Genomic DNA, 23,936 nt, shown 5'->3' on the forward strand with positions numbered 1-23,936 from the left:
CATAGTGTTGATTCGTCGAGACGCGATTGCAAGGGGTGTTGCCGCGAAGCATGATTCGCCGGGTCCTTTGGCAAATCGACTACTTCCAGATCAGTTCGCCTTTTCCTCGCCGGATCACGCCGATGACGGATGCCGTTTCGCCGGATTTCCGAAGGTGGCCAAGCACGCTGTTTACAAACGGAGGACTCACCACGAGAACGAAGCCAATACCCATGTTAAAGACGCGGTACATCTCCTCCTCGTCCACACCAAGTGATTCGATCAATCTGAACACCGGCGGTATCGGCCACGATCCTCGATTCAGTACGACATTGCAGTTCTCGGGTACCACGCGCGGCACATTGCCCTCAAGGCCGCTGCCTGTGATATGTGACATCGCCAGCACCACGCGTTTGCGCTTGTATTTCTGCAGGAGCGACAGCACCGATTTCACGTAGATTCGTGTCGGACGCATGACGGCGTCTTCCAGGGATTCACCCAGGTCGATTGGCGGCGAGCTCTTGCGCTTGTCCAGACGTTGCAGTGCCGCACGCACGAGCGAGTAGCCATTCGAATGTATGCCGCTGGAGGCAATGCCGATGACCACGTCACCCGGCTGGGTGCGGCGGCCGTCGATGATGCGATTGTGTTCGACCACACCGACGCAAAATCCGGCCAGATCGAAATGCGTGGGCGCATAAAGTGCCGGCATTTCGGCCGTCTCGCCACCGAGCAGCGCGCAGCCCGCGAGAGCGCACCCTCGCGAGATACCGTCGACGAGGAGGGCCACTTCATCGGGATCCAGCTTGTGACAGGCGACATAGTCGAGAAAGAAGAGCGGCTCGGCGCCGCAGGTAAGGACATCGTTCACATTCATCGCAACCAGGTCGATCCCGAGATCGGCGATGCGGTTCCATTCGATGCCGAGAAGCAACTTGGATCCGACGCCGTCCGCGCCGGCGGCCAGGACCGGATCCTTGTAGCCACGCCGGAGCAGTCTTTCACGAAAATCGAGTCGCATGAGGCCGGCAAAGCCGCCATGTCGCGAAATGACCCTGGGGTCATAGGTGCGCTTCATGGCGTGTTTGATCCTCTCAACCATGACGTCGTTGGCGTCGATGTCGACGCCGGATGACTTATAAGTCAGTGGAGGGGAGCTTGGCGGTCGGTGTTTGGCCATGTTGGGATGTGCCCGGGAGAATCGCTCGAAAGCGCTCCTTTTAGCATGCGGACCGAAGCGTCGCAACCAGAGTTGCGGCCTCCCGGTCTATTTACGGGCGATTGGCTCTAACTGCTTAATCGCAATAGTGTTATGTAAATGGCGCGGAAAGGGGGGTGCGGCGAACCCAGCCCGGATTCCGGTCGTATGAACGATACCTACTCCTTCTTCTCTGATGCGGCAGGGTTGGCTCGATCAACGGATTTGGTCGGGCCAACCCTTCACTGTTTTTACGCAGTCCGGGTTAGAATCGCGCCGGGGGCGTGGAGGTCGAGATGAAGGCGTTTCGTAAGGAGCTTTGGTTCGAGATTCCCACCCGCAGGGCCTACCTCAATATCACGCCACAGGTTGAGGCGGCGCTCACGGAAAGCGGCGTTCGCGAGGGTATGTGCCTCGTGAATGCGATGCACATCAGCGCAAGTGTTTTCATCAACGATGACGAGCAAGGCCTGCACTCCGACTTCGATCGCTGGCTGGAACAACTGGCGCCGCACGAGCCGATTCGGCAGTATCGGCACAATGACACCGGTGAGGACAACGCCGACGCGCACCTGAAACGAACGATCATGGGCCGCGAAGTGGTCATCGCGATCACGTCCGGAAAGCTGGATTTCGGACCGTGGGAGCAGATCTTTTACGGCGAGTTTGACGGGCGGCGCAAAAAACGCGTGCTTGTGAAAATCATCGGCGAGTGACTCGAAGCGCCACGAGGCAACCGTCAGGCCGCAAACCGGCGTCTATTCGCCGTGCTCGGCGAGCCATCGTTCGGCATCGATCGCGGCTTTGCAGCCCATGCCGGCTGCGGTGATCGCCTGTCGATACACGCTATCGACGACATCGCCCGCTGCGAAGACCCCCTCAATACTCGTCGTCGTTCGGTACGAGTCCTTCAGCTTGATATAGCCTTTGGCATCCAATTCAAGTTGACCATTGAGAAAGCGAGTCGACGGTGTGTGGCCGATCGCAACGAAGAGGCCGCCGACTGGTAGCTCGGATTCATCGCCACTGATGGTGTCTTTGAGTTTGACCGCACGGATGCTGCTTTCACCGAGGACATCGACGACGACCTTGTTCCAGAGCGGTTTGATCTTCGGATTGCTCAGCGCTCTCTCAGCCATGATTTTGCTGGCGCGGAGCTGGTCTCGACGGTGGATCAGATAAACCTTTCCCGCATACTTCGTGAGATAGGTCGCCTCTTCAATGGCGGAGTCTCCTCCGCCGACGACGGCAAGTTCCTTGTTACGGAAGATAGGCAATGCGCCGTCACAGACTGCGCAGGCGCTGACACCGCCGCCGCTGCGGGCCAATCGCATTTCGTTTTCGAGCCCGATCCAGTTGGCGGTTGCGCCTGTGGAAATAATGATCGACCTGGCGCGATAAACCTTGTCGTCCTCGTCCACGACGGTGAAAGGTCGTTTGGAGAGATCGACGGATTTGCAGTCATGCCAGTCGAAAGCGGGCGTGTCTTCCGGTGGCGCCTCGCTGATGATGCCACGGTCCGACACGATTCGCGTGCCGAATCGGACAGCCTGAGACGCAAAGTGAGACATGAGGACCGGACCAGTGACGCCGTGGGGGAATCCGGGATAGTTCTCGACTTCGGTGGTCAGCATGAGCTGTCCGCCGGGCAATTCGGTGGTGGGGGTCTGCTTCGCGCGGCCTGCGAAGACGAGGGGATTCAGGTTGGCTCGTGCCGCGTAAATGGCGGCGGTCCAGCCGGCCGGTCCGGAGCCGATGATGATGACGTTCTCAATGTCGGGCATTGTGAATCCTCGTAATTCAGGTCATTTCAGCGTTTGAGTCGCCCGTGCGTTGCGTCGAAAACGCTTCCGCGATATTCGCACGCGAACCGGGCAGGCTCGCATGATAGGGAAATGGGCGCTATGAGTCGAACGAGCCGTGGCTCTCGCCTGGACCGAGTCAGGCCGGAGCGAGTCGCACGGCGCTTGTCGCGGCAACTCCCTTTTGCGCTGGCCGGTTTCCAATTAGCATTCCGAATCATGTTCAAACAAACTCACAATCGGTCATTATCGGGGCCGGGCAATTCGCTTCCCTCGCCCGCGATCATCCTGTGTTTCGTCATTTGGACGTTCGCCGGGTGTCAATCGTTACAGCCGGCTCCGGAACCGGTGACATATTCAACCGAGGATTGGACGTACAAAGGCGTTTCCGGACAGAAGCTCACGTCCGCTCACTACGAGCTCTACACCACCTGCATCAAGCGAAAGCCGTTCCTCGAAGCATTGCCGGTGTTCATGGAGGCGTGCTTCAGCGCATATCGCGAGCTACTGCCGACCGAGGTTGAACTGTCGGAGCCGATGAAGTCCTACTTGTTTCTGCGACGCCCTGAATGGGAGCGGTTCACGGTTGAGTTTACCGGTCCTCGCGCCGCAACCTACAAGCAGATTCGACGTGGCGGCTATTCGGAACGGGGAGTGACGGTCTCGTTTTTCACGACTCAGGCCGCCACATTGTCGATTCTGGCACATGAAGGCCTGCATCAGTACCTCGAAGTGACGGGCCGCAGCCAGATTCCGGCGTGGATCAACGAAGGACTCGCCTGCTACTTCGAGGCATTTGAACTCGATCAATACAACCGGCCGAGCTTCAATCCGCGGAACAACACGCTGCGCAGCCCGGCGATGCGCGAGGCGCTTGTCAACGATTCACTCATTCCGCTGAAGGAAATTCTCGGCACCCATGCGGGGATTGCAGTCCAGCAGCACGCAAGTCACGTCCGCAGCTATTATGCGCAGGAGTGGTCGCTCGTCATGTATCTTCTGGATTCGCCCCGGACCAACAGATACTCCCCCGGTTTCCGTCTTCTGTTGACGGAGTTGGGCACGGAGGCGATGAACCGCAAGGCCAACGCATTCATGGCGGCAGATTCCGAAGGCGAGATGAGCCGGGGTGAAGCGATCTTCCGAGCCTACATCACGGAGGATCTCGAGGGTTTTGAGACGGACTATCGAGCCTTTCTGCGAAAACTGCTGGACCTGCGCGAGTTCTGAAAGCCGGCGTGCGTCATGTCGGGATGGCACGATCGGGCTGCACGGCGCCGAACCAAATGAAAACGACCCGTACTCGAAAAACAGTATCATTCGACGCGGCATCAGCGGATGTCTATCAAAGTCCGCTAGTGGGTCGCAATGCGTCGCGAGAAATGGCGGAGCTTTTTTCGATGCGTCGGCGAGCGCTGACTTGGCGTCGAATCTGGCTCGCATTGGCCGAATCACAGCACGAACTGGGCCTGCCGATCACTTCCAGCCAGCTGCGGTCCCTGCGCGGAGCGCTGGATGACATCAATCTGGCATCCGCGCGTGAACATGAAGTGAGGTTGCGGCATGATGTGATGGCGCATCTGCATGCCTACGGTGATGTCGCTCCGGATGCACGCGGCATATTGCATCTGGGCGCGACGAGCATGGACATCGTCGATAATGCCGACCTCATTCTGATGCGCGAGGCGATGGGCGTCATCCGCGAGTGGCTGGTCAGCGCGGTCGAGGCACTTGCCCGCCGCGCGAAGGAATTCCGCGATCTGCCGTGTCTCGGATTCACCCATTATCAGCCGGCGCAACTGACAACCGTTGGAAAGCGCGTCAGTCTCTGGTGCGTGGATTTTGCACGTGATCTGGAGGAAATCGACGGCCGTATTCGCACGCTTCGATTTCGCGGCATTCGCGGCGCGACGGGAACGCAGGCGAGTTTCCTCGCGCTGATGAAAGGCAATGCAGCCAAGGTGCGGAAGCTTGAAAGGCTGGTCGCAGCGAAGCTCGGCTTCGATGAATGCGAGCCGGTTGTCGGGCAGACTTATTCGCGCAAGATCGATGCACACGTGGTATCGGCATTGGCTAACATCGCCGCCGGCGCGCACAAATTCGCCAATGATCTTCGATTGCTTGCAAACCTGAAGGAAATGGAGGAGCCGTTCGGCAAGTCACAGATCGGCAGTTCGGCAATGGCCTACAAGCGCAATCCCATGCTCTGTGAGCGGGCAACCGGCCTGGCGCGATTTGTCATTTCCCTGGCGCAGTCCGGTTTTCAGAATGCGGCTGAACAGTGGCTCGAACGAACGCTGGACGATTCGAGCAACAAGCGACTGTTGATCCCGGAGGCGTTCCTGGCCACGGACGGGATTTTGCAGATTGTCGTGCAAGTGGCACGCGGCTTTGTTGTTTATCCGCAGGTCATAGCCGCGCATGTCGAAGCAGAGCTTCCATTCATGGCGACCGAGGACATCCTCATGGCGGCGGCGGCGGCCGGCGGCGATAGACAGGCGCTGCATGAGCGCATCCGCGTTCATTCGCAGGCGGCGGCAGCGGAGGTGAAACTGAAAGGGCGGGCGAACGACCTGTTGGCGCGCCTCCGGCGCGACGAAGCGTTCGCGGGTGTAAAGATTAGTGAACTGATGCGACCGGATGCATTCGTCGGACTGGCGGCGAAGCAGGTGGACGAGTTTCTCTCTAGAACGATCACTCCGCTGCTGAAGAGGCACCACGGCGTGCGGCGGCGCGATCCGGAGATCAGCGTATGACGAAGGTGGAATTGGCTGAGCGAATTCGTGCGGCGAGTTATCGCGAGGGGGATTTTGTGCTGCGATCCGGCCGTCGCTCCACCTTTTATGTCGACAAGTACCTTTTTGAAACGCAGCCGGACATCCTGGCGGAGGTCGGCCGTTTGCTGGCTGCCCATGCGGGCGCGGGGACAACTCGAATTGCCGGCGCCGAACTGGGTGGGGTAGCGCTGGCCGCCGCCGCGTCGATGGCTTCGGGTCTACCTTTCCTGATCGTGCGAAATTCCAGGAAAGACTACGGCATGGGTAAATTGTTCGAAGGTCACGTCGAGAACGGCGACCGCGTGCTGCTGGTTGAGGACATTGCGACGACAGGTGGCCAGGTGCTTGAAGCCGCCAGGATGCTCTCGGAATTTGGTGCAACCGTGGAGAAAATCGTGGCGGTGGTCGACCGGGCCGAAGGAGCCGCGGAGAATATCCGCGGGGCGGGGTACGAATTTGCGGCGCTGCTGACCGGCAAAGACCTTCGGCTGCCGGGTGCGGCGTATTAGCCTGGCGATCCGATGCCGCAGCGGAAATGAGAACGTACGATGACTCCGCAGAACGATCCATCCCATGCAGGCCATGACGAAATCGCCGCGCTGGAGAAACTGCCCCATGACGAGTTGCTTCGTCACGGGCGCGATCTCGGGTTGGAGCTTTCGGACGACCTGTCGTCGGTTGAGGTCGTCAGGCGCGTGGCGGCGCGCAGACAATTGATTGCCGCACTCGACCGCGATGGACTCATGGAAGTCCTTCGATGGGCACGTCGAAGCGTGGCGGACGACGCAACGAAGGAACGGATCATTCTCGAAATCCGGTCCATCGACAAAACCAATTACGACGCCCTCTCGCGACGCGGGCTGGAGACGCTGGCACGCCTGCGAAACGTTGAGGTGCGCGAGTCGGACTCGGCGGAGTCGGTGATTCAGCGTTTGCAGCAGAGCGACGGTTTCTGGGCGAGATTTCATCGCAAACGCCGGCGCGTGGTCGGATCCTGGCTCGCGCGAATAATCGACGGCGAACACACCGATTCGGATGCGGGGGCCGGCGTCAGCCCAACCGTCCCTCCGATTGAAACCGCGTCCAGACAGTCACTGAAGCGGCAGATTGAGGATCTCGGCGTGGTCGGCGGAATTGCCCAGCGTCTGCGTGGCGCGGCCGATGATTACATCAAGGTAAAACTGGATGAAATCGAGGCGCGAATCGACCTGAAATTGAATGAAATCGATCAGCGGTTGGCGGAGTGGCGAGATCGCGAGGTCGCAAATCGATTGAAGATCCTGCGAATCACGTTGGGTTTCACGGTGCTTGTGGCGATTTTGAGTCTGGCTTATAACTTTGCTAAGAGCCGAGTGGATCAATCGGGCGAAAAGGGCGCCGCGACGCGTGAAGTTAAGGCGGACACGCCGGACTAACTCGCACCACGGCGGTTCGCGTCGCACCGAAAAAAAGCGACGAATGGGTGGCGGCAATGTTCGAAAAGCTCACGCCAAGTCTGGAGCGGATCATCAAGCTCTCGCAGGAGATCGCCCGCGATTATGAGCAGGACTATGTCGGGACTGAACACCTGCTGCTTGCGCTCGTGCAGGAGGGCACCACGCTGGCGGCAATCATTCTCCGCGAGCACGGCGTCGATCTCGCAAAGGCGCGAGGTGTGGTCGATCGGCTGATCAAGGGGACGCTCGAGGACACCTGGGTCTTCGGCCGCCTGCCGGGAACGCCGCATTTCCGAAACGTGATGTCCTCAGCAATCGAAGAAGCGCGTCAACTGGAAAGCAAAGTTGTCAACGGCGAGCACCTGTTGATCGCGTTGGCCCGGGAGGATGGCAGTGTCGCCAGCGCCGCCTTGGCGGAGATGGGTATCAAGGCGCCGATGATACGCGCGGAAATCAACAAGCACCTCGAAGCCGGTCATTACGATCGTCAACCCGACGATCTGCCCAATGTCTGATCGGCCGCATACATTTCGTCCCGATCGCAACCTTTTTCAATGCAATCCCATCCGGGTCGGCAAATACTGCCGGTCCTCACGGCTCTGTCGTTTGAGTTGTCCCCCCGGCAGGATGTGAGCGGCCGTTGGCATCTCGCGAAGCAGGATCGGAGACCCGTCTCCGCCGATATCAGGAGGAGCGGAAAGGCGTCGCGAGACGGCTGCGCCTGCAACGCGCGATTCGCTTTCCGATTGAGGCGTCCCTTGCATTGGAACTCGGTGCCAATCGATGCGAGACGGCGTATGACCGTGGTCGCGATCGCGATCACGACCCTGCTTCTGGCAGACGTTCTTGTGCGTTTCGGGCGGGACACTCTGGATAGTTACTACGTTGACCATTACGCGCGCAAGTCGCGGGCGGTTCACGCGCGGAATCCGGCGCCGAGAGTGATATTGCTCGGATCGTCGCGTGCTGCGTACGGATTAGCGCCGTCTGAGTTCGAACGGGCAACCGGGCTCAAGGCGTTCAACTTTGGCATTCCCGGGTCAAAAATTCCTGAATGGCAAATTCTGGCAGAGCGAACGATTGCCTCGATCCGGCCCAGCCTCGTCGTACTCGGCGTCAATGCGAGCGAGATTCGGGCGGATGCGGAGCCGATCTCAGCCGCGCGCGACTTGTTTGAATTTCGCGACCTTACGGACTACCTGTTTCACGATGGCTGGTCGTCGACGGTTCTGGCCAACTTCGTTGAGCGGCGGCTGGCCTCGCCTTGGGCACTGTTTCATCGCCGTTTCGAAATTGCATCGTGGCTTCAGGAGCGCTCGGGCGCATTGTTTCCCAAGCATGCCCAACTGGCAGTCGAATTGAGGCATCATGCATCGCGGGACTGTCCGGAGGACGGATACGAACATCCGTGGCTGAGCGGCCGGCGGCTGGCGGACCTGGAGATGAAGCTTTCAGCCGATTTGCGGTCGATCGCGGCCGCCACCGTACCTGTCTGCGACGTTCACGCGCCAGTGGTGTCGCGGTTTCGTGCGTTGCTTCAGTGGTTTGTTGATCACGACATTCCGGTGGTGGTTGCGTACTTGCCGAACAGCCCGTGGACCGAAGAGCGTTGGCACGAAGCGGAACCCGTTCTGGAGCAACTGATTCTCGACTGCTGCTTGCAGGCGGGCGTGGCCTACGTCGGCGCATCGACGCATGATTTACCGCGTACAAACGCGGACTATTTGGACGAATCGCACATGGGTCTCCCGCTCGCGCGCCGGGCCAGTCGTCGCATCGCGGAGCGCGCGATCCGGCTCGGCCTGATTCGACCGGACGAACGGCTCGCCTTCGCGGACGAGAGGCCCGCGTCCGACGTCGGAATCGGGCCGCTGGCCGATCACGGCGAGAAGAGCGAGGCCGGCACGCCGTGATTTTTTCGAGTTGGCAATTCGCTTTTTTCTTTTGGCCCGTCTTCGGGCTGTATTGGGCCCTGCCGACCCTCCGAGCGCGCCATCTGCTCCTGCTGGTGGCGAGCTACGTGTTTTACATGGCGTGGAATCCGTGGCTTGTGTCGCTGCTCATCGCGTCAACGGTGATTGACTATGCCGCGGGTATCGGCATGGATGCAGCGACTGACCGGGGGCGCCGAAAGCTGCTTCTGGTGCTTTCACTCGTTTCGAATCTGGGGATGCTTGCGGTTTTCAAGTATGCCGATTTCTTCGTGTCCTCCTTGGAGAGTTTGTTGGCGTCGATGGGCCTGCCGGCAAATCGATCGACCTTGTCAATCATTCTGCCGGTGGGAATCAGTTTCTACACATTTCAGACGCTGAGCTACACGATCGATATTTACCGACGCGAGATTCGTGCGACGCGCTCCTTCGTCGAATTTGCCTTGTTTGTCGCGTTCTTTCCGCAACTCGTGGCGGGGCCGATCGTCAAGGCGAGGGAGTTCCTTCCGCAGTTGCAGTCGATGAAACGATTCGAATGGCCGCGAATCGAATCGGGAATCGTGTTGTTCCTGTTTGGTCTCACCAAAAAACTGCTGATTGCGGATCATCTCGCGACGTTCGTCGATCCTGTGTTCTCCGATCCCATGCGATTCCGCACCGGCGATCTCTGGCTGGCCATGTTCTGTTACGGCGGCCAGATATACTGCGATTTCTCCGGCTACACCGACATGGCGATCGCAATCGCCCGCATGATGGGTTATGACTTCGCTCCGAACTTTGCCAGTCCTTACCTCTCCGTGAACCTATCCGAATTCTGGAGACGATGGCACATTTCGCTCTCGTCGTGGCTGCGGGATTATCTTTACATTCCGCTTGGTGGTTCTCGCCTCGGCCGCTGGATCACGGCGCGCAATCTGCTCATCACGATGCTGCTCGGCGGTTTGTGGCATGGCGCGAGTTGGACGTTCGTGATCTGGGGCGGCATTCATGGTGTGGCGCTGATTCTGATGCGCGTGTTCACTTCACGAACGCAGTCCGCCCCGGGGCCCGGACGTCGCCTGTTCAACTGGGCCGCGACGCTCATGATCGTGCATATCGCCTGGGTGTACTTCAGGTGTCAGCCGATGACCCTGGCGGACGGACTCGGACGCGAATCGACCGCGGCAGCCCTGAATCGCGCTTGGTACTTTATGCGGCATTTGTTCATTCCGGCTGAGGTGCCCGATCCGATCTGGTTGATGAACAAGCTGCCCTCGGTCATGCTGTTGGGGCTGCTTGCGATTTTGCACTGTTATGAGGAATGGGTTCGGCGCGACCGTCCGCGGCTTAGGCTGCCCGCGCCGGTGGCGGGATTTGGATATGCGACATGGATCATTCTGCTTGTGATCTTCAGCCCGGCAAATTCGCACCCTTTCATCTATTTTCAGTTTTGATCCGGAGTCTGACATGAACGCCATGTTTGCAATACTCGGCGCGACCGGCGCGGTCGGGCAGGAGTTTATCGAGATTCTCGCGAGCCGCGGCGTCCCGGCCGACCGTGTTCGCCTTCTTGCGTCGGAACGGTCGGCGGGGAAGCGAGTTCGATACGGCGACAGCGAACTGGCTGTCGAGGCGGTCACGCCGGAGAGTTTCCGCGGCGTGGACATCGGGCTTTTCAGCGCGGGGGCTTCAGCCAGCCGCGAGTGGGCCCCCATCGCAGTGGACAACGGCGTGCGTGTCGTGGACAACAGCTCGGCCTTTCGCATGGATCCGAACGTGCCGCTCGTCGTGCCGGAGATCAATCCCCATGCCATCAGCAATGCCAGAATCATCGCCAATCCGAATTGTTCGACAATCATCATGAACATGGCGGTCTGGCCGCTGCATCGTGTCAATCGTGTGCGACGGGTGGTCGTCAGCACCTATCAGGCGGTGAGTGGCGCCGGCTTGCAGGCGATGATCGAATTGCAGGAGCAATCGCGCGCCGTGCTCGACGGGCGAACGCCCGTGCCGAGCGTGTTCCCGGTTCAATGCGCGTTCAATCTGTTCAGTCATAACACGGCGATCGGAGCGGACGGATACAACGTCGAAGAGACGAAAATGATTCAGGAGACGCGAAAGATCTTCGGCGATCCGGACATCGCCATCACGGCGACTTGCATACGCGTTCCGGTGATGAGGGCCCACAGCGAGTCGATCAACCTGACATTCGACAAGCCGATGTCGGTCGAATCCGTCCGCCAGATTCTCGCTGCCGCCCCCGGGGTGCGGCTCATCGATGATCGAGCCAGCAATCGATTCCCGATGCCGATCGATGCGAGCGGTCAAGACGATTGCCTTGTCGGCCGAGTTCGGGAGGATGTGAGCCAGCCGGACGGACGCGGAATTGATCTGTTCGTCTGCGGCGATCAACTTCGAAAGGGGGCCGCGCTCAACGCAGTGCAGATTGCCGAGCTGATTGCGAATGAGGATTGATCGGCTGTCATCCGGACGTCCCATACATTCCGTTGGGCGTGGGCAAATCTACCGGTTGGTTGACGGCTGGGTCGCTGCCGGGCCAGGAATGTCCGGCCATTTCACGAGCAGCCGAAGTGCGTCGTCCATTTTGCTCTTGGGTGAGGGCATGGAACTGTCGGCGTTATAGAAAATCGCGAAGGCGAGCCACTTCTCATCCTCGGTTTTCAGGAAGCCGGCGAGCGTCCATACATTGTTGATGTAGCCGGTCTTTGCGAAAACGCGGTTGCGGGTGGAAGGATCGCGCAAACGTTTCTTCAGGGTGCCCTCTTCGCCGGGGATCGCCAGCGAATCTCTAAGCAGATCAAACGCGGGCCGACCGCTCTTGTAGATGTACTTCAGGATCAGTGTCGCAGCATTTGCACTCAGGCGATTGTATCGGGAGAGTCCGCTGCCGTCGTCGATCGTGATCTGATTCGCCGGCGCCCCGACCTTTCTGAGAAACGTATGAACCATTGACCGGCCGGAGTCCCACGTCCCGACTTCTCCATCAATCGCCCCGAGCGTCTTGAGCAACGCTTCGGCGAACATCCCGCGACTGTCCTTGCCGCAGCGCCGCAAGGCGTTGGCCAGAGGCGATCGATGGATGTGAACGATATGACACTCCTTCGGCAGGCGGCCGCCCTCAAGCCGGATCTTCTCGCGGACAACATCGCCGCCGACTTTGATCCCGTTGGTGGCAAGAATGGTCCGCACGACGGATCCGAAGTAAAGACCGGGATCGCGCACGGTCACCTTCTCGAGGATGCCGGGTTTCGATACGCCGCCGCGAACGATCAGCGTGTCTGAATCCGCCGGCCGCGATGCAACGAGGCCGTTCTTGCCGCCCGTCACCGTGTCGTTTTTCACTTTCACATAAGTGTTGCCGGGGACGAGCAGTACTTTGGCCTTCTTGCCCGGTTCGGTCGGTGTGACGGACGCTTTGACGCAATTCTCCGCGAAATTGAGGCCGCCGACGGGCGCTTCATACCATGCCTGGTACTGGTTGGCGGGCCACTGCGGGTGGGTGAACTGTTGATCGAACACGGAGTCATCGATCACGATATTACCGGGGATCTGCTTGATGCCTGCCTTCTTGAGCGACGCGGCCCATTCGTGAAGGACGCTCGTGATGCTCGTGCCGCTCTCCACTGCCAGGCGATCGTCACCCAGCGTCGGATCGCCGCTCCCCAGAATGACGAGATCCACGTCGCGAATCGCCAGCACGGTCTGATACTTGTAGTCAACTCCCAGCATATCGACGGCTGCCGACATCATGAGCAATTTCATATTGCTGGCCGGGATGAGCGGATCAGTGGCCTGATTGGCGTAAATGATTTCGCCCGAATCCAGCTCGATCACCTGCGCGCTGAGCCGTCCCTTCGCTCCCGGCTGCACAGCCAGAATGGCATCGAGGCGCGCCTTCAACAGCGCCGCCGGATCGATTCTGGAGGTGGATTTCGGCGCCTGCGGCTGCGCCCGAACCGCCGTGGACACAATCAGTCCGGCGAGAGCGAGGGCTGCGAACCACGTGATGCGGCGTGGGCTGTGAATTCTAACGCGAAACGGCGCGAAATATCGGGCTTGGCGATTCATGCGGAGAAGTTTCACTGAATGCGGGCCGAGTCGCAAGTCTTTGACTTGTCGCTTCGGAATCCCTAGAGTCGATTGGGGCGGTTGGAATTCGAACCCATCCCGGTTCTCTTGCGTTGAATATCGGCGACTGGTGACGATCGGGTGAAGCCCGCCCTCGCTGCGGCTTGGGCTGCTTTGCCGACACCGTCCGCACTCCCGCCGGCCGATTCGTGTCGGCCTCGCAGTGGTGAAATCCGCTGCGTTCGGATATCCTCGGGCGCAGTTTCAAGCAGGGAGCCTGGGGAGGCGCTTCTCATTTCCGTCGGTAGAGGGTGTGATGTCCGAACCTACGGTGCAAGTCCGACAGTCGTACCTGATCATCTTTGACGGCAAGGACGACGCAATCTGCTCCGCCGGCGAGTTGATGATGAGCCATGGCGCGCCCATCGAATGGGTGCCCGACGTCTATTCAGCGATGGCTCAGCTCTGCACCGGAAACAGGCCGAATCATCTGCTTGTCGACGTTCGTATTCTGGATGACGGCGAATTGTCGTTCCTGAATCTCGCGCCGCGATACTTTCCGGATCTGAAGGTGACTGTTCCCGTTTTTGCGGGGACGCTCGATCGACTGAACGGCGTGAAGGGGCGCTATCAGACGGCTTCTTTGCAGGACATCACCGACGAAGCGATGGGCATTCGAGCGGCCGTTGAGGCGGACGTGGAAGACGAAGGCGAAGTCGTCGAATGGAGTGGCGAGGAATTGCTGGATACGGATGTCGAGGTCGCCGACGCGTTTGATGTCGCGGCTGATCGTTCGCGAACTTTGGATGTCGATCCGGAATCGGAGGAATCGATTCACGGTGGTGCATCGGCAGAATGGCCGCCGCAGGACGCATTTCATCCGGCGGACGCGCGCATCGCGGATTCCGGGTCGGACACCGACACCGGGGAGCAGCCGGAGGATGCCCGGTCGACGCAAGACGCGGACTCGGGACCACTCGATCGTTCAAGGCTGTCCACCGACGGCGGGGCCGAATCCGCTGATGCCGGCATGCCGTTGCACGAGGCCGTTCGCCGGAGGATGGGCGGCGAACCGAACCCGATCGGTCGCCGACTGCCGCCCGGGTCGATGGCATTTTCCGGTGGTGCCTCCAGTTCGGCACCCGAGCACCGGACAGATGTCGATCGGGACGTGGCGATCACGCCCGAAGAAATCGAGGCCCTGCTGCGCACGGACGCCGATCTGACCGAGGAGGATGGCGGGGAGGTCGAACGATGACGGACGGCCCACCGCTGCGGGATTCGCGACTCCTGATCATCGGCGATCTGGATCGACTCGGACCGATCATGCGTGACTGTTTCGCGCCGCGGCCGATTCACGGCACACGCAATTACATCGCCGGCATCGCCGAAATTCCGCGCGCCAAGACGCAGGCCATTCTTGTCGGCCACGATCGGACCTGCCGGAATATTGAATCAGCCGTCACTGCCATCAAGAACGTGGCCGGGCCGAAGATTCCCGTAATCTTCTGCTGTGAGCCCGTATACGAATTCGTCGGCCGCCGCCTGCTGGATTTTGGCGTGGACGATTACATCATTTTTCCGCCCGAGCCGCTGGAGCTGGAACGTGCCCTGCGAGTCGCTTCCCGCGCGATGCACCAGCGGGCCGAGGCCGATGCCGCGGTGGCCGTGCCGATGCCGACGCCGGAGGAGCTGGCCAGGTTGGCGGATTTGCTGCCGCGCATTTCAAAGCACGATCCAAAGCGATTGTCGGCGATGGCGGCGCTGGTGGCCGTCGCAGTCAATGCGGATTGGGCGACGATTTCCTCCGACGGGAAGATGGGGCGTGCGGGACGCGGAAGTTCGCGGTCCGATTCGGCCGTGCTGGTTGAGCCGATCGTTGAAGGGGAGCAGCGCGGCGGACAGATTCGCGTCGGGCCGAAGGCGGACGATTCGGAGTACTCGGATGCGGATCGACAGAAGCTGCGGCATTACGGTTTGTTGCTCGGTCGGTTGCTCGAGGGGGCGCGCCGGGCGGAAGTCTGGCGCAAACTGGCATTGACCGACGATCTGACCGGTCTGCCCAATCGTCGTCAGTTGCTCGCATTCGTGAAGGAAAAGCTCGCGCTCGCTCGCCGTGACCGAATGACAGTGACCCTGCTCGTCTTCGACATCGACGATTTCAAGAAATACAACGATCAGTACGGACACGATGCGGGCGACGAAATTCTGATCGAGGTCGGCAAGCTGTTCGCATCATGCAGCCGAAAGTCAGACCTCGTCGCTCGGCACGGTGGTGACGAATTCGTGGTCGTATTCTGGGATCCAGAAGGGCCGAGAGCCGTCGGCTCTGCGCCGCCCGAAGGCGTGATTGACGTGCTGAATCGCTTCCGCAGCGCGTTGCAGCGACACGCCTTTTCGAGGCTGGGGCCGGACGCCGTCGGATGTCTGACCATCAGCGGGGGAATCGCACATTTCCCCTGGCAGGCGACCACGACCCGGGGGCTGATTGAGGCGGCGGATCGTGCACTCCTTCAGGCGAAAGCCGCCGGGAAAAATCGATTCTGGGTGGTTGGCCGCGGGGATGTCGGCATCGAGGTTGAGAAGGCCTGAACAGGCCGTACGTCTCCGGGCGGCGGACAGCCCCGTTCAGATGCCGGCGCCGTGGCAGAATTCGAAGACCGGATCCGCAAATTCACCGACCGACTGATCGAGCAGCGAGTACGTTCCCATCACCATGAGCGGAGGCGAATAGACGTGGAGTGTCACCAGTTCGGCACTTCCCGGTTGAAGATTCGATATCTGGTGAATGTCCGCATCCTGGGAACCGCACACCTGGCCCTCGTGCAGTTCTCGCGACGAGGCGGCGTAAATAAGGCCGTTGGCGCTCTTATTGAAGTATGTTTCCGTCGCGACGCCTTTGAGAATGCGCACCCCGCAGCTTGAGCCTCGGTGGTCATGGATCGGACTGCGTTGGCCGTTCTTCCAGCAGAGGATCAATGCATGGTATCCCGGACCGGCATGCATCAGGTTGCGACGATAGGTCTCGCCGCCGAACTTGACGAAGTCCTTCACGTCATTGAGCGTGATCGACAGTTCCGCCAGCATCGACGTCAGTTCATCGAGCGGCACGCGCTGCGGATGGCAGTCCATTCGGGCGAGAAAATCGGATAACTTCAGCATCTTGGCGACTCCACGTCCGCACCGCATTCAACCACAGAAGATTCTACCACGTGCCAGCCGCCGGCGCCGCCGGAGCGGCGTCACTTCTTCATTTTTTCGATCAGAATTCTGGCGGTCTCGGGTCGCATGATCCGCGGGTCCGGCAGCTTTCCAGCCTGCAATTCCTCGCGAATCTGCCTGCCGGAAATCGAAACCGGCTTTTCATTGGGATGCTGCTCAACCAGGGCGACACGACCGACGCTTTCGTAAAAAGCGGCAAATCCGACCTTGACCGGCTGAATCTCCAGCTTGCCGGGCAGTTGATCGTAGATGCGCTGGGCATCGAGCCCGTCCCAGATGTCGCTCCCGTCATCATAAGGGGCATCGGCATGCTTTCGACCGATGATGATGTGGGTGAAACCGTAGTTCTGTCGGTAGATGCCGTGCATGACGGCCTCGCTCGGGCCGGCGTAGAACATCTTGATATCAAGGCCGAGGAGTATGACGCGGTCGTGCAGTGTGTAGGACTTGCCGGCCCAGAGTGCCTCATCCTTGTCACCTTGTCCAAGGGCGTTCTGCTCGATCAGTGCCTCATACGTGGCCATGCGCGTCGCGGCGTCCACGTCGTCCGATTTGGTCTCGCCGATCAGCGGGTTCAGCACGGCGCCGGCGGTATCGCAATCCCGTATCAGCGTTTCGAGACCGTAAATCAGCGCATACTCGTGGGCGCGGTGCAGCGGGTTGCGCGTCTGAAAAGCAACGACCTTGGTCCAGCCCTTCGCGGCGAAGAGCTTCCGGGTTTCTTCCGGTCGCAGGACGTATTTCCCGTATTTCGGATTCTTCGGTTGGGGCAATACCTCGATTTCGCCGCCGACGAGCGCGTCGCGAGGGTCCGTCATGACCATGCGCCCGCCGGGGTGGTCGGTCCGGTCGGTTCGATAGACGGATTTGATGTACTTGGCTTTCTCGTAGTCGAAGAGGTCGCCGATCGTCAGCATCCCGACGAGTTGCCCTTGTCCGTTCTTCAACTGAACCTTCTGCCCGACGGAAAGCGAGGCGGCCTGGTCGGCGTAAATCGGGAGGGAGATCGGGATGGTCCACGCGTAGGATTCGCCGTTATGCTCAAGCGTGCCGGTGTCCAGGCTGTGATGCCATTGGTCTTTGCTCATTGGTCCGGTCAGCGGGCTCAATGCGCCGTCGCCGAATCGGTAGACGCTGGATAGGTCCGCGTCGTCCACCGCGATGGTTTCGAGGCTCGAAGCCTCCTTCTCGAATTCGGCCATTCGTTCAAGGGCGACGGTTCGATTGACCGGGGCCGAAAGTCCGCCGTGTACGGGGATCAGGTCACTCATCTGGCGTCTCACAGTGTATTTGATGTGGCGCGAACAAGCCTCGTTATAATTGGGACGCATCTTAGATGCCGGGGGTGGATCATTCAACCTCGCGGGAAATCGGTCGGGCAGTCAGACGCCGTTGTGAGTGACGTGCATCATTGATCACTGTAAACGTGAATCTGGCGAGTTGTGGATATCCGATTCGGATCGGCTCCGGCCTGCTCGATCGGGCCGGTGATGAATTCACCGCGCTGACGCGGGGCACTCGCGCGTCCATTGTGACGGACGCCAACGTGGGGCCGCTCTACGCGGCTCGATTGGCGGATTCGCTCTCACGATGCGGTGTCGACTCGGCGATTTTCACGATCCGGGCAGGCGAGGCGGCCAAGTCCATGGACTCGGTGCGAGACCTGTACGACCGGCTCGCGGAACGCCGACACGCACGTGGGGAGCCCGTGATCGCGCTGGGCGGAGGGGTCGTCGGAGATGTGACGGGTTTTGTCGCCGCAACGTGGATGCGCGGTGTGCCGCTGATTCAGATTCCCACGACACTTGAGGCGGATCTCGACGCGGCAGTCGGCGGCAAGACCGCGGTGAATCATGCGGCGGGAAAAAACCTGATCGGAGCATTTCATCAGCCGGAACTTGTCCTTATCGATGTCGATTGTCTGTCAACGCTGGCTAATCGCGACTTCACGGCTGCTCTGGCGGAATCAGTGAAACACGCCGTCATCGAGGGCGATGAGTTTGTGCAGTGGCACGAGCGCCATGTTGATCAGATTCGGAATCGTGATTCGGCAACCACGATCGAATTGATTCGCCGCAATTGCGAGACCAAGGCGGCAATCGTGGCGTCGGATGAGCGCGAGCGATCTGTCGAGAGTGTCGGACGCGCGGCACTGAATCTGGGCCATACAATGGGGCACGCGCTTGAGGTGGCGAGCGGTTACGAACTGCGACATGGCGAGGCGGTGTCACTTGGCCTGATTGTGGCGATGGATCTCGCGGTGCGATGGGTTGGATTCGATGAAGCAATTCGTCAGCGAATCGAGCGTTTGATAGGCGCGCTCGGGCTGACCCTCCGTGTGAAAACCGCGCTCAACCGAGGCGTGATTGCCGGGTTCCTTGAAGTCGACAAAAAGCGTGGTCAGTCGGGCATCCGATTCGTCCTTCCTCGGCGACTGGGGGAACTCTGCTGGCATAACTGTCCCGGCAGCAATGAATTAAGCAAAAGCCTGGACCGAATCGACTGACGCCACGCCGGTATTTCGCAGAGGAATTTCGCACACCGGGGGAGGTGGGATTGTAACGAATATGATGGATGTTGGGGCGAAGATGTTGGGGCGAAGTTGAGAATTGGGGTGCTCCACCATCTTCGTTTAGAAGTCCATATTAATGCGGTGGTTAGGTCGAAATTGGTCCCGATAATTTGGAACAAGAATGTGGCTTGCGCGTTGATTTCGGTCCCAGATTCGGTATATGATACGCAGCGTAAGAGCCATGTTCGGAGTGATTGCGCACACTGGTTTTTTGGGGAAAGTCGCGCTTGGGGAAACTCTGAAGGTTGGCTGGGGAAAAGAAACAGATGCTTAAGGGTTTAAAACGCGCATCTATTCTGTGCGTGGCGGTGTTGATGGCCGCCTCGACGGCAAAAGCTGCGCCCTATTTGTATGGCGACTTCATCGGAATGAATCCGGGTGAAGTTGACTTTCTCCAGGTCAAGGAGAACAGCGTAACGGATCCCGGCCTGATTCCGCTTTTCGACGGAAATGGAATGCCGATTCGGATCGGTAATACGCTGAAGTTCACTCCGACGACTTTTGTTTCATTTGCTCAGGGCGGCTCGGCTGACACGACGAGCGGCACGCTCACGATGCGCATCCGGGCGGACGTCGGACAGTTTCTCGGAGAAATTCGAATTCGTGAGATCGGCGATGCGTCTCTACTGGGTTCCGGCAATGCGGCCACCGCCGCGACCATAAACGGTCTGCTGGTGCTCAGCGACATTGACCCCGGCCTGCTCAGCACGCAGACCAGTATTCTGACTGTCAACCCCGCAGCACCGTACACGCTGCCCGGCACCGGCTTCGTGGCGTTTGTCGCCGAGACTGTCATCAATCTTACCGGCCTGGGCGTTCGCGAGGTTGCCTTCAACTTCAACAATACGCTGCAAACCACCAGCCAGAACGGCACGACTTCGTTCATTCAGAAGAAGGAAATCCAGATCATCGTTCCGGAACCGGGCACCGTCAGCCTCCTGATCGTTGGCGCGGCCTTGATTCTCCGACGGGGGCGGCGCCGGCCCATCTGAGACGCCCGGCCCGAAACCAGTTCGCACATCAGCGATTCACCAAGTCACCAATTCGAAGGCTCGCGCGAGGAATCGCCGGGCCTTTTTTCATGCGATGTTCGGGAAGCTCCCGTTAGAGACCTGATGTTACGCGAAGGCTTCGGCGTCTGATAATCCGGCGTGCGTCATTTTCGGGCGTGGTGGTGGCACTTCCGCGCGCGACCGGCTTGAATTTGCCCGTGGGCCGTTCCTAACATCGATTGATCATTCGATCATGACGCCCGACATCCGTGCAGCGTCACTGATCGTGCTGTCTGAACAAATCCACTCACGAGTGGGGGGAACTTCCTATGAGAATCAGGATCGCGGTTGCGCTGACACTTTGCGCGTGGGCGACTCATGGCGTTTCGCCGGCCGTTGCGTCTCCGTTCAATCATGGTGACTTTCCGTCGCCCGCTCCGGGCGGCGTCGACTTTCTGCAGGTGACGGAGGACTCGACAACGGGCACGCCGCCAATCTTTGAGGAACCGATTCGTGCCGGGGATAAGCTCATTTTTCAGCCTTCGGCATTTGCGGCATTTGGATTCGGTGGGACATCGGATGTGATGAGTGGCGTTCTGACCATGAATATCCGAGCGGCAGCCGGTGAGTTTCTCGACTATCTCGTTCTTCGGGAACAGGCGGACTATTCGCTTCTGGGTGGAGGAACGGCCGCGACCTTTGCGAGTATTTTCAGCCAGGTCACGGTTGAAGATGTGACGCCCGGGGGGCATGGACTGTTCGGTGGCCCGATGAGCTTTTCGCCTTCATCGAGTTTCACGTTGCCCGGTTCGCAGTTCGGTGTCGCGGAAGGATTGCTCGTCATCGACCTCAGCGGTTTGGGCATTTCGGAAGTCAAGCTGACAATCGACAACGAAGTGTCAGTTGGAAGCGAGGCGGGCACAACCGCTCTCATTCAAAAGAAAGAGCTGGAGATCCTGCATACGAGCGAATATGTGCCGGAGCCTGCAACCGCGACGCTGCTCGCCTTCGGGGCGCTCGTGATGAGGCGTCGCAGACGGCGATAGTCCGTGGCATCATGGCTGGGCCGGAGCGGATGTCGGCGCGACTTCGCCGGGGATGCTTCTGAGCACGGGTTCGATGGCGGCAAGTTCCTTGGGTGACAGCTTCTGTCTGGCCTGCGCCGCCAGCGATTCGGCGAACTTATTATCACCGGCCCGAACGGCATTCGAGATGAGCGCGGCATACGCTCGGCCCGTCCCATCGAATTCGATCACCTTCCTGGACAGGGCGTCAGCGGCGTCGAGCCGTTTTGTCGCCAGAAGCGCTTCCACGAATCTCGCAGCGGGTGTGATGACCTGGGCACGCATGAACTCTTTTGCCCGCGGGTCCTGTTTCTCCATTTCCGGCAGTCCCGCCGTGTAACGGGCGACATCGTCACCGAATCGCTTGTCGGGATCGCCGCAGTCATTGAGCATGTCCTCATACCGTTTCGCGTTCCAAAGCGCATCGAACAGACTGCTCGCGAGCGCTCTTCGTGCATCGGTGGCGGTCTCACCCTGTGACTTGAGCTGGTCGTATAGCGCAATGGAGCCTGCCGAGCGCATCAGGGCGCGGTCGATCGCCACGACGGTCGCGGCCGATTCGGTCAGCGAATGCTTCGGCGCAGCGGCGGCGTCCGCACCCTGTTCAGCCCGTCCGGTCGCGGCCAGAAGCGCCTTGGATGCTTCACCGCGGCGTTGCTCGAGTGCGGCGACGGCGGCCGGATTTCGCTGGCCCAGGCCGGCGATCTTTCCGGCAAGAAACGCGTTGCGAATACTCGCGAATTCGGGCTTGTGTTTGGGTCCCTCATCGAAACACCAGAGATACTCGACGAGCGCTTCATCGAGCTTGCCGCGCTGAACCATCGCGTCACCGAGGCGCAATCGTTGAATCGGATCGTTTGGATTGGATGCCAGCGCTTCTCTCATGATCGTGATACGGTCTTTTCCGGCAAGCGGGCCGGACGCGCTCTGAATGAATACGTCAGGCCCCACGAATCCGACAATGCGGTCAATTTCAGTGCCGTCCGGTCTGATGAATACGAGCTGCGGATAGGAGGAAATGGCGTATTTCTGGCTGAGGGGACGATTCTTTTCGGCATCGACCTTTATCGGGATCGCCTTCTCGCTGAGCAACTTTCGCACGTCCGGATTGGGCCAGGTCGAACGATCGAGCATCTTGCACGGTCCACACCAGGTCGTAAAGAAATCAATCATGACGACCTTATTCTCTTTTCCGGCCTTCGCGAGGGCCTCGTCGAAAGTCAGGTCGGCAAAGGGCTCTTCCGCCCGGGTCGCGGTTGCCATGAGCAGGACCAAGGATGCCATTAGATACAATCTCTCGCGTTTCATTCCGATCTCCTGACGCGACTTTTTCGGGGAATTCACAGCTTCAGGTAGTTTAACAATGCGGTCCGGGATTTGAAATATCGGCGGAAAACGTGAGCGAAGCAGGGTACATTTGGCGGTTGGTGATTGCGAACCGTTATCGTGTTCCGCTATATTTCGCCGATCAATGAGGTTATCGGGACGCGCATTCGTCCTGGCGGAGATGGAACTCCGCGACCCGTTCCTGGAATCGAAAGGAGTCGAACATGCCGTTTCGCCGTTTTCCGTTCTGTATTTTCGTTCTCGTGATCGGGTTCGCGATGGCCGGTTGTCAGAAGCCGGTTGAGCCCGTTCCGATGGGCAATATCGAAAAGAACTATGATCGGCCGTTACCGCCGGGCCAGTTCGCGCTCCGCAAACTGACCGACGAATCCCAGTACCCGAATTTTGCGGAAGGCTGGTACAAGGCGAAAGGGGTCGGACTTCGGGAAGCTGTTCAACAGAGCATGCTGTATCTGAAGAGTCCCTCCAGCCGGAAATACTTTCCGATGGGGCCAATCACCCATGAGAAGGCGGTTGCCACACTGCCGCTATTCCTTCAAGTGCTTGATCAGTCTGACAGTCCCGAGCGTCTGAATCAACTGATACGGCAGTATTTCGATGTGTACGTTTCGGTTGGATGCGACGATGAGGGCACGGTGCTGTTCACCGGATACTATTCGCCGATTTTCGACGGCAGCATGACGCAGACCGAGCACTTCCGCTATCCGCTTTACAAGTTGCCGGCGGAAATCAAGAAAGACGACGAGGGCAACGTGGTCGGCGGACCGTGGCGAACGCGGGAGGAAATCGAGTCGCAGCGACTGCTCGCGGGCGAGGAACTCGTCTGGCTCGGCGATCGATTCGAGACTTATGTCGTGACGGTACAAGGCTCAGGCTTTATACGAATGCCGGATGGATCGCTCTATGAAGTGGGTTATGCAGGCAATAACGGGCATGACTATACGCCAATTGGCAAGATGCTCATCGCGGATGGAAAGATCGACCGCAATCGACTTTCGCTCGCGACGATGATTCGGCACTTTCAGCAGTATCCGCAGGACATGGATCAATATCTATTCCAGAACAAGCGATACATCTTCTTCAAAGAATCGTCGGGTGGGCCGTACGGCTGTCTGGGCAAGCGCGTAACGCCGTTGCACTCCATCGCAACTGACAAAGAGATTTTCCCACGCGCGTCGCTCTGCTTTCTTGATACCAGGGTTCCGGAGGAAGGCGGCCAAACCATGCGGCCCTTCCGGAATTTCGTTCTGGACCAGGACCGTGGGGCAGCGATTCGCGCTCCTGGCCGTTGTGACATTTACATGGGCGTCGGCGATCGGGCGGGGCAGATGGCGGGCTTCACCTACAGCGAAGGCCGCATGTACTATTTATTCGCGAAGGATGGCGTGAATTCGATTGAATCGGTGGCCGGCGGCGGTGATGAGAACGGCCGAGTCGATGATGGCATGGGACGCCGGCGCTGATCCTCGATGAAGCCATGTTGTGAGATTTTGGAGAGCCTGCGGACAATTGTTCGCGGGCTCTCCGTTTTTATGCGCGGTTGGCTCC

Annotated in this window: 21 protein-coding genes; 15 read left to right on the forward strand and 6 right to left on the reverse strand. The window is 59.4% G+C overall.

The window, feature by feature from the left end; translation table 11 throughout:
• Nucleotides 1-79: 79 nt before the first annotated feature.
• A complete protein-coding gene (purM, locus tag KF841_13595; GenBank protein ID MBX3396391.1) occupies nucleotides 80-1,159 on the reverse strand; it encodes a phosphoribosylformylglycinamidine cyclo-ligase in 1,080 nt (359 codons plus the stop codon).
• Between the two features lie 314 nt (nucleotides 1,160-1,473).
• Here purM and KF841_13600 point away from each other — a divergent pair, with 314 nt between their 5' ends.
• Complete coding sequence (locus tag KF841_13600; protein ID MBX3396392.1) at nucleotides 1,474-1,893, forward strand: secondary thiamine-phosphate synthase enzyme YjbQ; 420 nt, start codon at nucleotides 1,474-1,476, stop codon at nucleotides 1,891-1,893.
• 42 nt (nucleotides 1,894-1,935) lie between these two features.
• Here KF841_13600 and trxB read toward each other — a convergent pair whose 3' ends face one another.
• A complete protein-coding gene (gene trxB, locus KF841_13605; GenBank protein ID MBX3396393.1) occupies nucleotides 1,936-2,961 on the reverse strand; it encodes a thioredoxin-disulfide reductase in 1,026 nt (341 codons plus the stop codon).
• Nucleotides 2,962-3,327: 366 nt separating this feature from the next.
• Here trxB and KF841_13610 point away from each other — a divergent pair, with 366 nt between their 5' ends.
• From KF841_13610 to KF841_13645, 8 genes are all read left to right on the forward strand, one after another.
• Complete coding sequence (locus tag KF841_13610; protein MBX3396394.1) at nucleotides 3,328-4,209, forward strand: DUF1570 domain-containing protein; 882 nt, start codon at nucleotides 3,328-3,330, stop codon at nucleotides 4,207-4,209.
• A 56-nt stretch (nucleotides 4,210-4,265) separates the two neighbouring features.
• A complete protein-coding gene (locus tag KF841_13615) occupies nucleotides 4,266-5,735 on the forward strand; it encodes an adenylosuccinate lyase (GenBank protein MBX3396395.1) in 1,470 nt (489 codons plus the stop codon).
• Nucleotides 5,732-6,265 (forward strand): orotate phosphoribosyltransferase, encoded by a 534-nt coding sequence (pyrE, locus tag KF841_13620; protein MBX3396396.1) that lies wholly within the window; start codon nucleotides 5,732-5,734, stop codon nucleotides 6,263-6,265. Before KF841_13615 ends, pyrE begins: the two co-directional genes overlap by 4 nt.
• A 39-nt stretch (nucleotides 6,266-6,304) precedes the next feature.
• Nucleotides 6,305-7,171 (forward strand): hypothetical protein, encoded by an 867-nt coding sequence (locus KF841_13625; GenBank protein MBX3396397.1) that lies wholly within the window; start codon nucleotides 6,305-6,307, stop codon nucleotides 7,169-7,171.
• A 56-nt stretch (nucleotides 7,172-7,227) separates the two neighbouring features.
• Nucleotides 7,228-7,707 (forward strand): hypothetical protein, encoded by a 480-nt coding sequence (locus tag KF841_13630; GenBank protein ID MBX3396398.1) that lies wholly within the window; start codon nucleotides 7,228-7,230, stop codon nucleotides 7,705-7,707.
• Nucleotides 7,708-7,989: 282 nt separating this feature from the next.
• Nucleotides 7,990-9,105 (forward strand): hypothetical protein, encoded by a 1,116-nt coding sequence (locus KF841_13635; protein ID MBX3396399.1) that lies wholly within the window; start codon nucleotides 7,990-7,992, stop codon nucleotides 9,103-9,105.
• On the forward strand, nucleotides 9,102-10,556 hold the full coding sequence (locus KF841_13640; protein MBX3396400.1) for an MBOAT family protein: 1,455 nt from the start codon (nucleotides 9,102-9,104) through the stop codon (nucleotides 10,554-10,556). Before KF841_13635 ends, KF841_13640 begins: the two co-directional genes overlap by 4 nt.
• Before the next feature lie 13 nt (nucleotides 10,557-10,569).
• Nucleotides 10,570-11,577 carry an aspartate-semialdehyde dehydrogenase gene (locus KF841_13645; protein MBX3396401.1) on the forward strand — a complete coding sequence of 336 codons (1,008 nt, stop codon included), beginning with the start codon at nucleotides 10,570-10,572 and terminating at the stop codon, nucleotides 11,575-11,577.
• Nucleotides 11,578-11,625: 48 nt separating this feature from the next.
• On the opposite strand, the gene dacB is transcribed toward KF841_13645, so the two are convergent.
• The gene (gene dacB, locus KF841_13650) at nucleotides 11,626-13,191 is read right to left on the reverse strand and encodes a D-alanyl-D-alanine carboxypeptidase/D-alanyl-D-alanine-endopeptidase (GenBank protein ID MBX3396402.1); all 1,566 of its coding nucleotides are present in this window, start codon (nucleotides 13,189-13,191) and stop codon (nucleotides 11,626-11,628) included.
• A gap of 316 nt (nucleotides 13,192-13,507) precedes the next feature.
• On the opposite strand from dacB, the gene KF841_13655 reads away from it, so the two are divergent.
• Both KF841_13655 and KF841_13660 read left to right on the forward strand, forming a co-directional pair.
• Nucleotides 13,508-14,449 (forward strand): hypothetical protein, encoded by a 942-nt coding sequence (locus tag KF841_13655; protein MBX3396403.1) that lies wholly within the window; start codon nucleotides 13,508-13,510, stop codon nucleotides 14,447-14,449.
• Nucleotides 14,446-15,783: a GGDEF domain-containing protein gene (locus KF841_13660; protein ID MBX3396404.1), complete on the forward strand. Its 1,338-nt coding sequence runs from the start codon at nucleotides 14,446-14,448 to the stop codon at nucleotides 15,781-15,783. Before KF841_13655 ends, KF841_13660 begins: the two co-directional genes overlap by 4 nt.
• A gap of 36 nt (nucleotides 15,784-15,819) precedes the next feature.
• Here KF841_13660 and KF841_13665 read toward each other — a convergent pair whose 3' ends face one another.
• Entirely contained in the window at nucleotides 15,820-16,380 is a 561-nt protein-coding gene (locus tag KF841_13665; protein MBX3396405.1) for a cysteine dioxygenase family protein, read from the reverse strand.
• A 53-nt stretch (nucleotides 16,381-16,433) separates the two neighbouring features.
• Nucleotides 16,434-17,684 (reverse strand): sulfate adenylyltransferase, encoded by a 1,251-nt coding sequence (locus KF841_13670; GenBank protein ID MBX3396406.1) that lies wholly within the window; start codon nucleotides 17,682-17,684, stop codon nucleotides 16,434-16,436.
• A gap of 140 nt (nucleotides 17,685-17,824) precedes the next feature.
• On the opposite strand from KF841_13670, the gene aroB reads away from it, so the two are divergent.
• From aroB to KF841_13685, 3 genes are all read left to right on the forward strand, one after another.
• Nucleotides 17,825-18,919 (forward strand): 3-dehydroquinate synthase, encoded by a 1,095-nt coding sequence (gene aroB / locus KF841_13675; protein MBX3396407.1) that lies wholly within the window; start codon nucleotides 17,825-17,827, stop codon nucleotides 18,917-18,919.
• A gap of 332 nt (nucleotides 18,920-19,251) precedes the next feature.
• The gene (locus KF841_13680) at nucleotides 19,252-19,977 is read left to right on the forward strand and encodes a PEP-CTERM sorting domain-containing protein (protein ID MBX3396408.1); all 726 of its coding nucleotides are present in this window, start codon (nucleotides 19,252-19,254) and stop codon (nucleotides 19,975-19,977) included.
• A gap of 329 nt (nucleotides 19,978-20,306) precedes the next feature.
• On the forward strand, nucleotides 20,307-21,023 hold the full coding sequence (locus KF841_13685) for a PEP-CTERM sorting domain-containing protein (protein ID MBX3396409.1): 717 nt from the start codon (nucleotides 20,307-20,309) through the stop codon (nucleotides 21,021-21,023).
• Nucleotides 21,024-21,032: 9 nt separating this feature from the next.
• Here the strand turns inward: KF841_13685 and KF841_13690 are convergent, their stop codons facing one another.
• A complete protein-coding gene (locus tag KF841_13690; protein MBX3396410.1) occupies nucleotides 21,033-22,349 on the reverse strand; it encodes a thioredoxin family protein in 1,317 nt (438 codons plus the stop codon).
• 242 nt (nucleotides 22,350-22,591) lie between these two features.
• Between KF841_13690 and KF841_13695 the strand changes: the two genes are divergently transcribed.
• A complete protein-coding gene (locus tag KF841_13695) occupies nucleotides 22,592-23,851 on the forward strand; it encodes an MltA domain-containing protein (protein ID MBX3396411.1) in 1,260 nt (419 codons plus the stop codon).
• The last annotated feature ends 85 nt before the right edge of the window (nucleotides 23,852-23,936 follow it).

The organism is Phycisphaerae bacterium, from assembly GCA_019636475.1.
Lineage (GTDB): Bacteria > Planctomycetota > Phycisphaerae > UBA1845 > UTPLA1 > JADJRI01.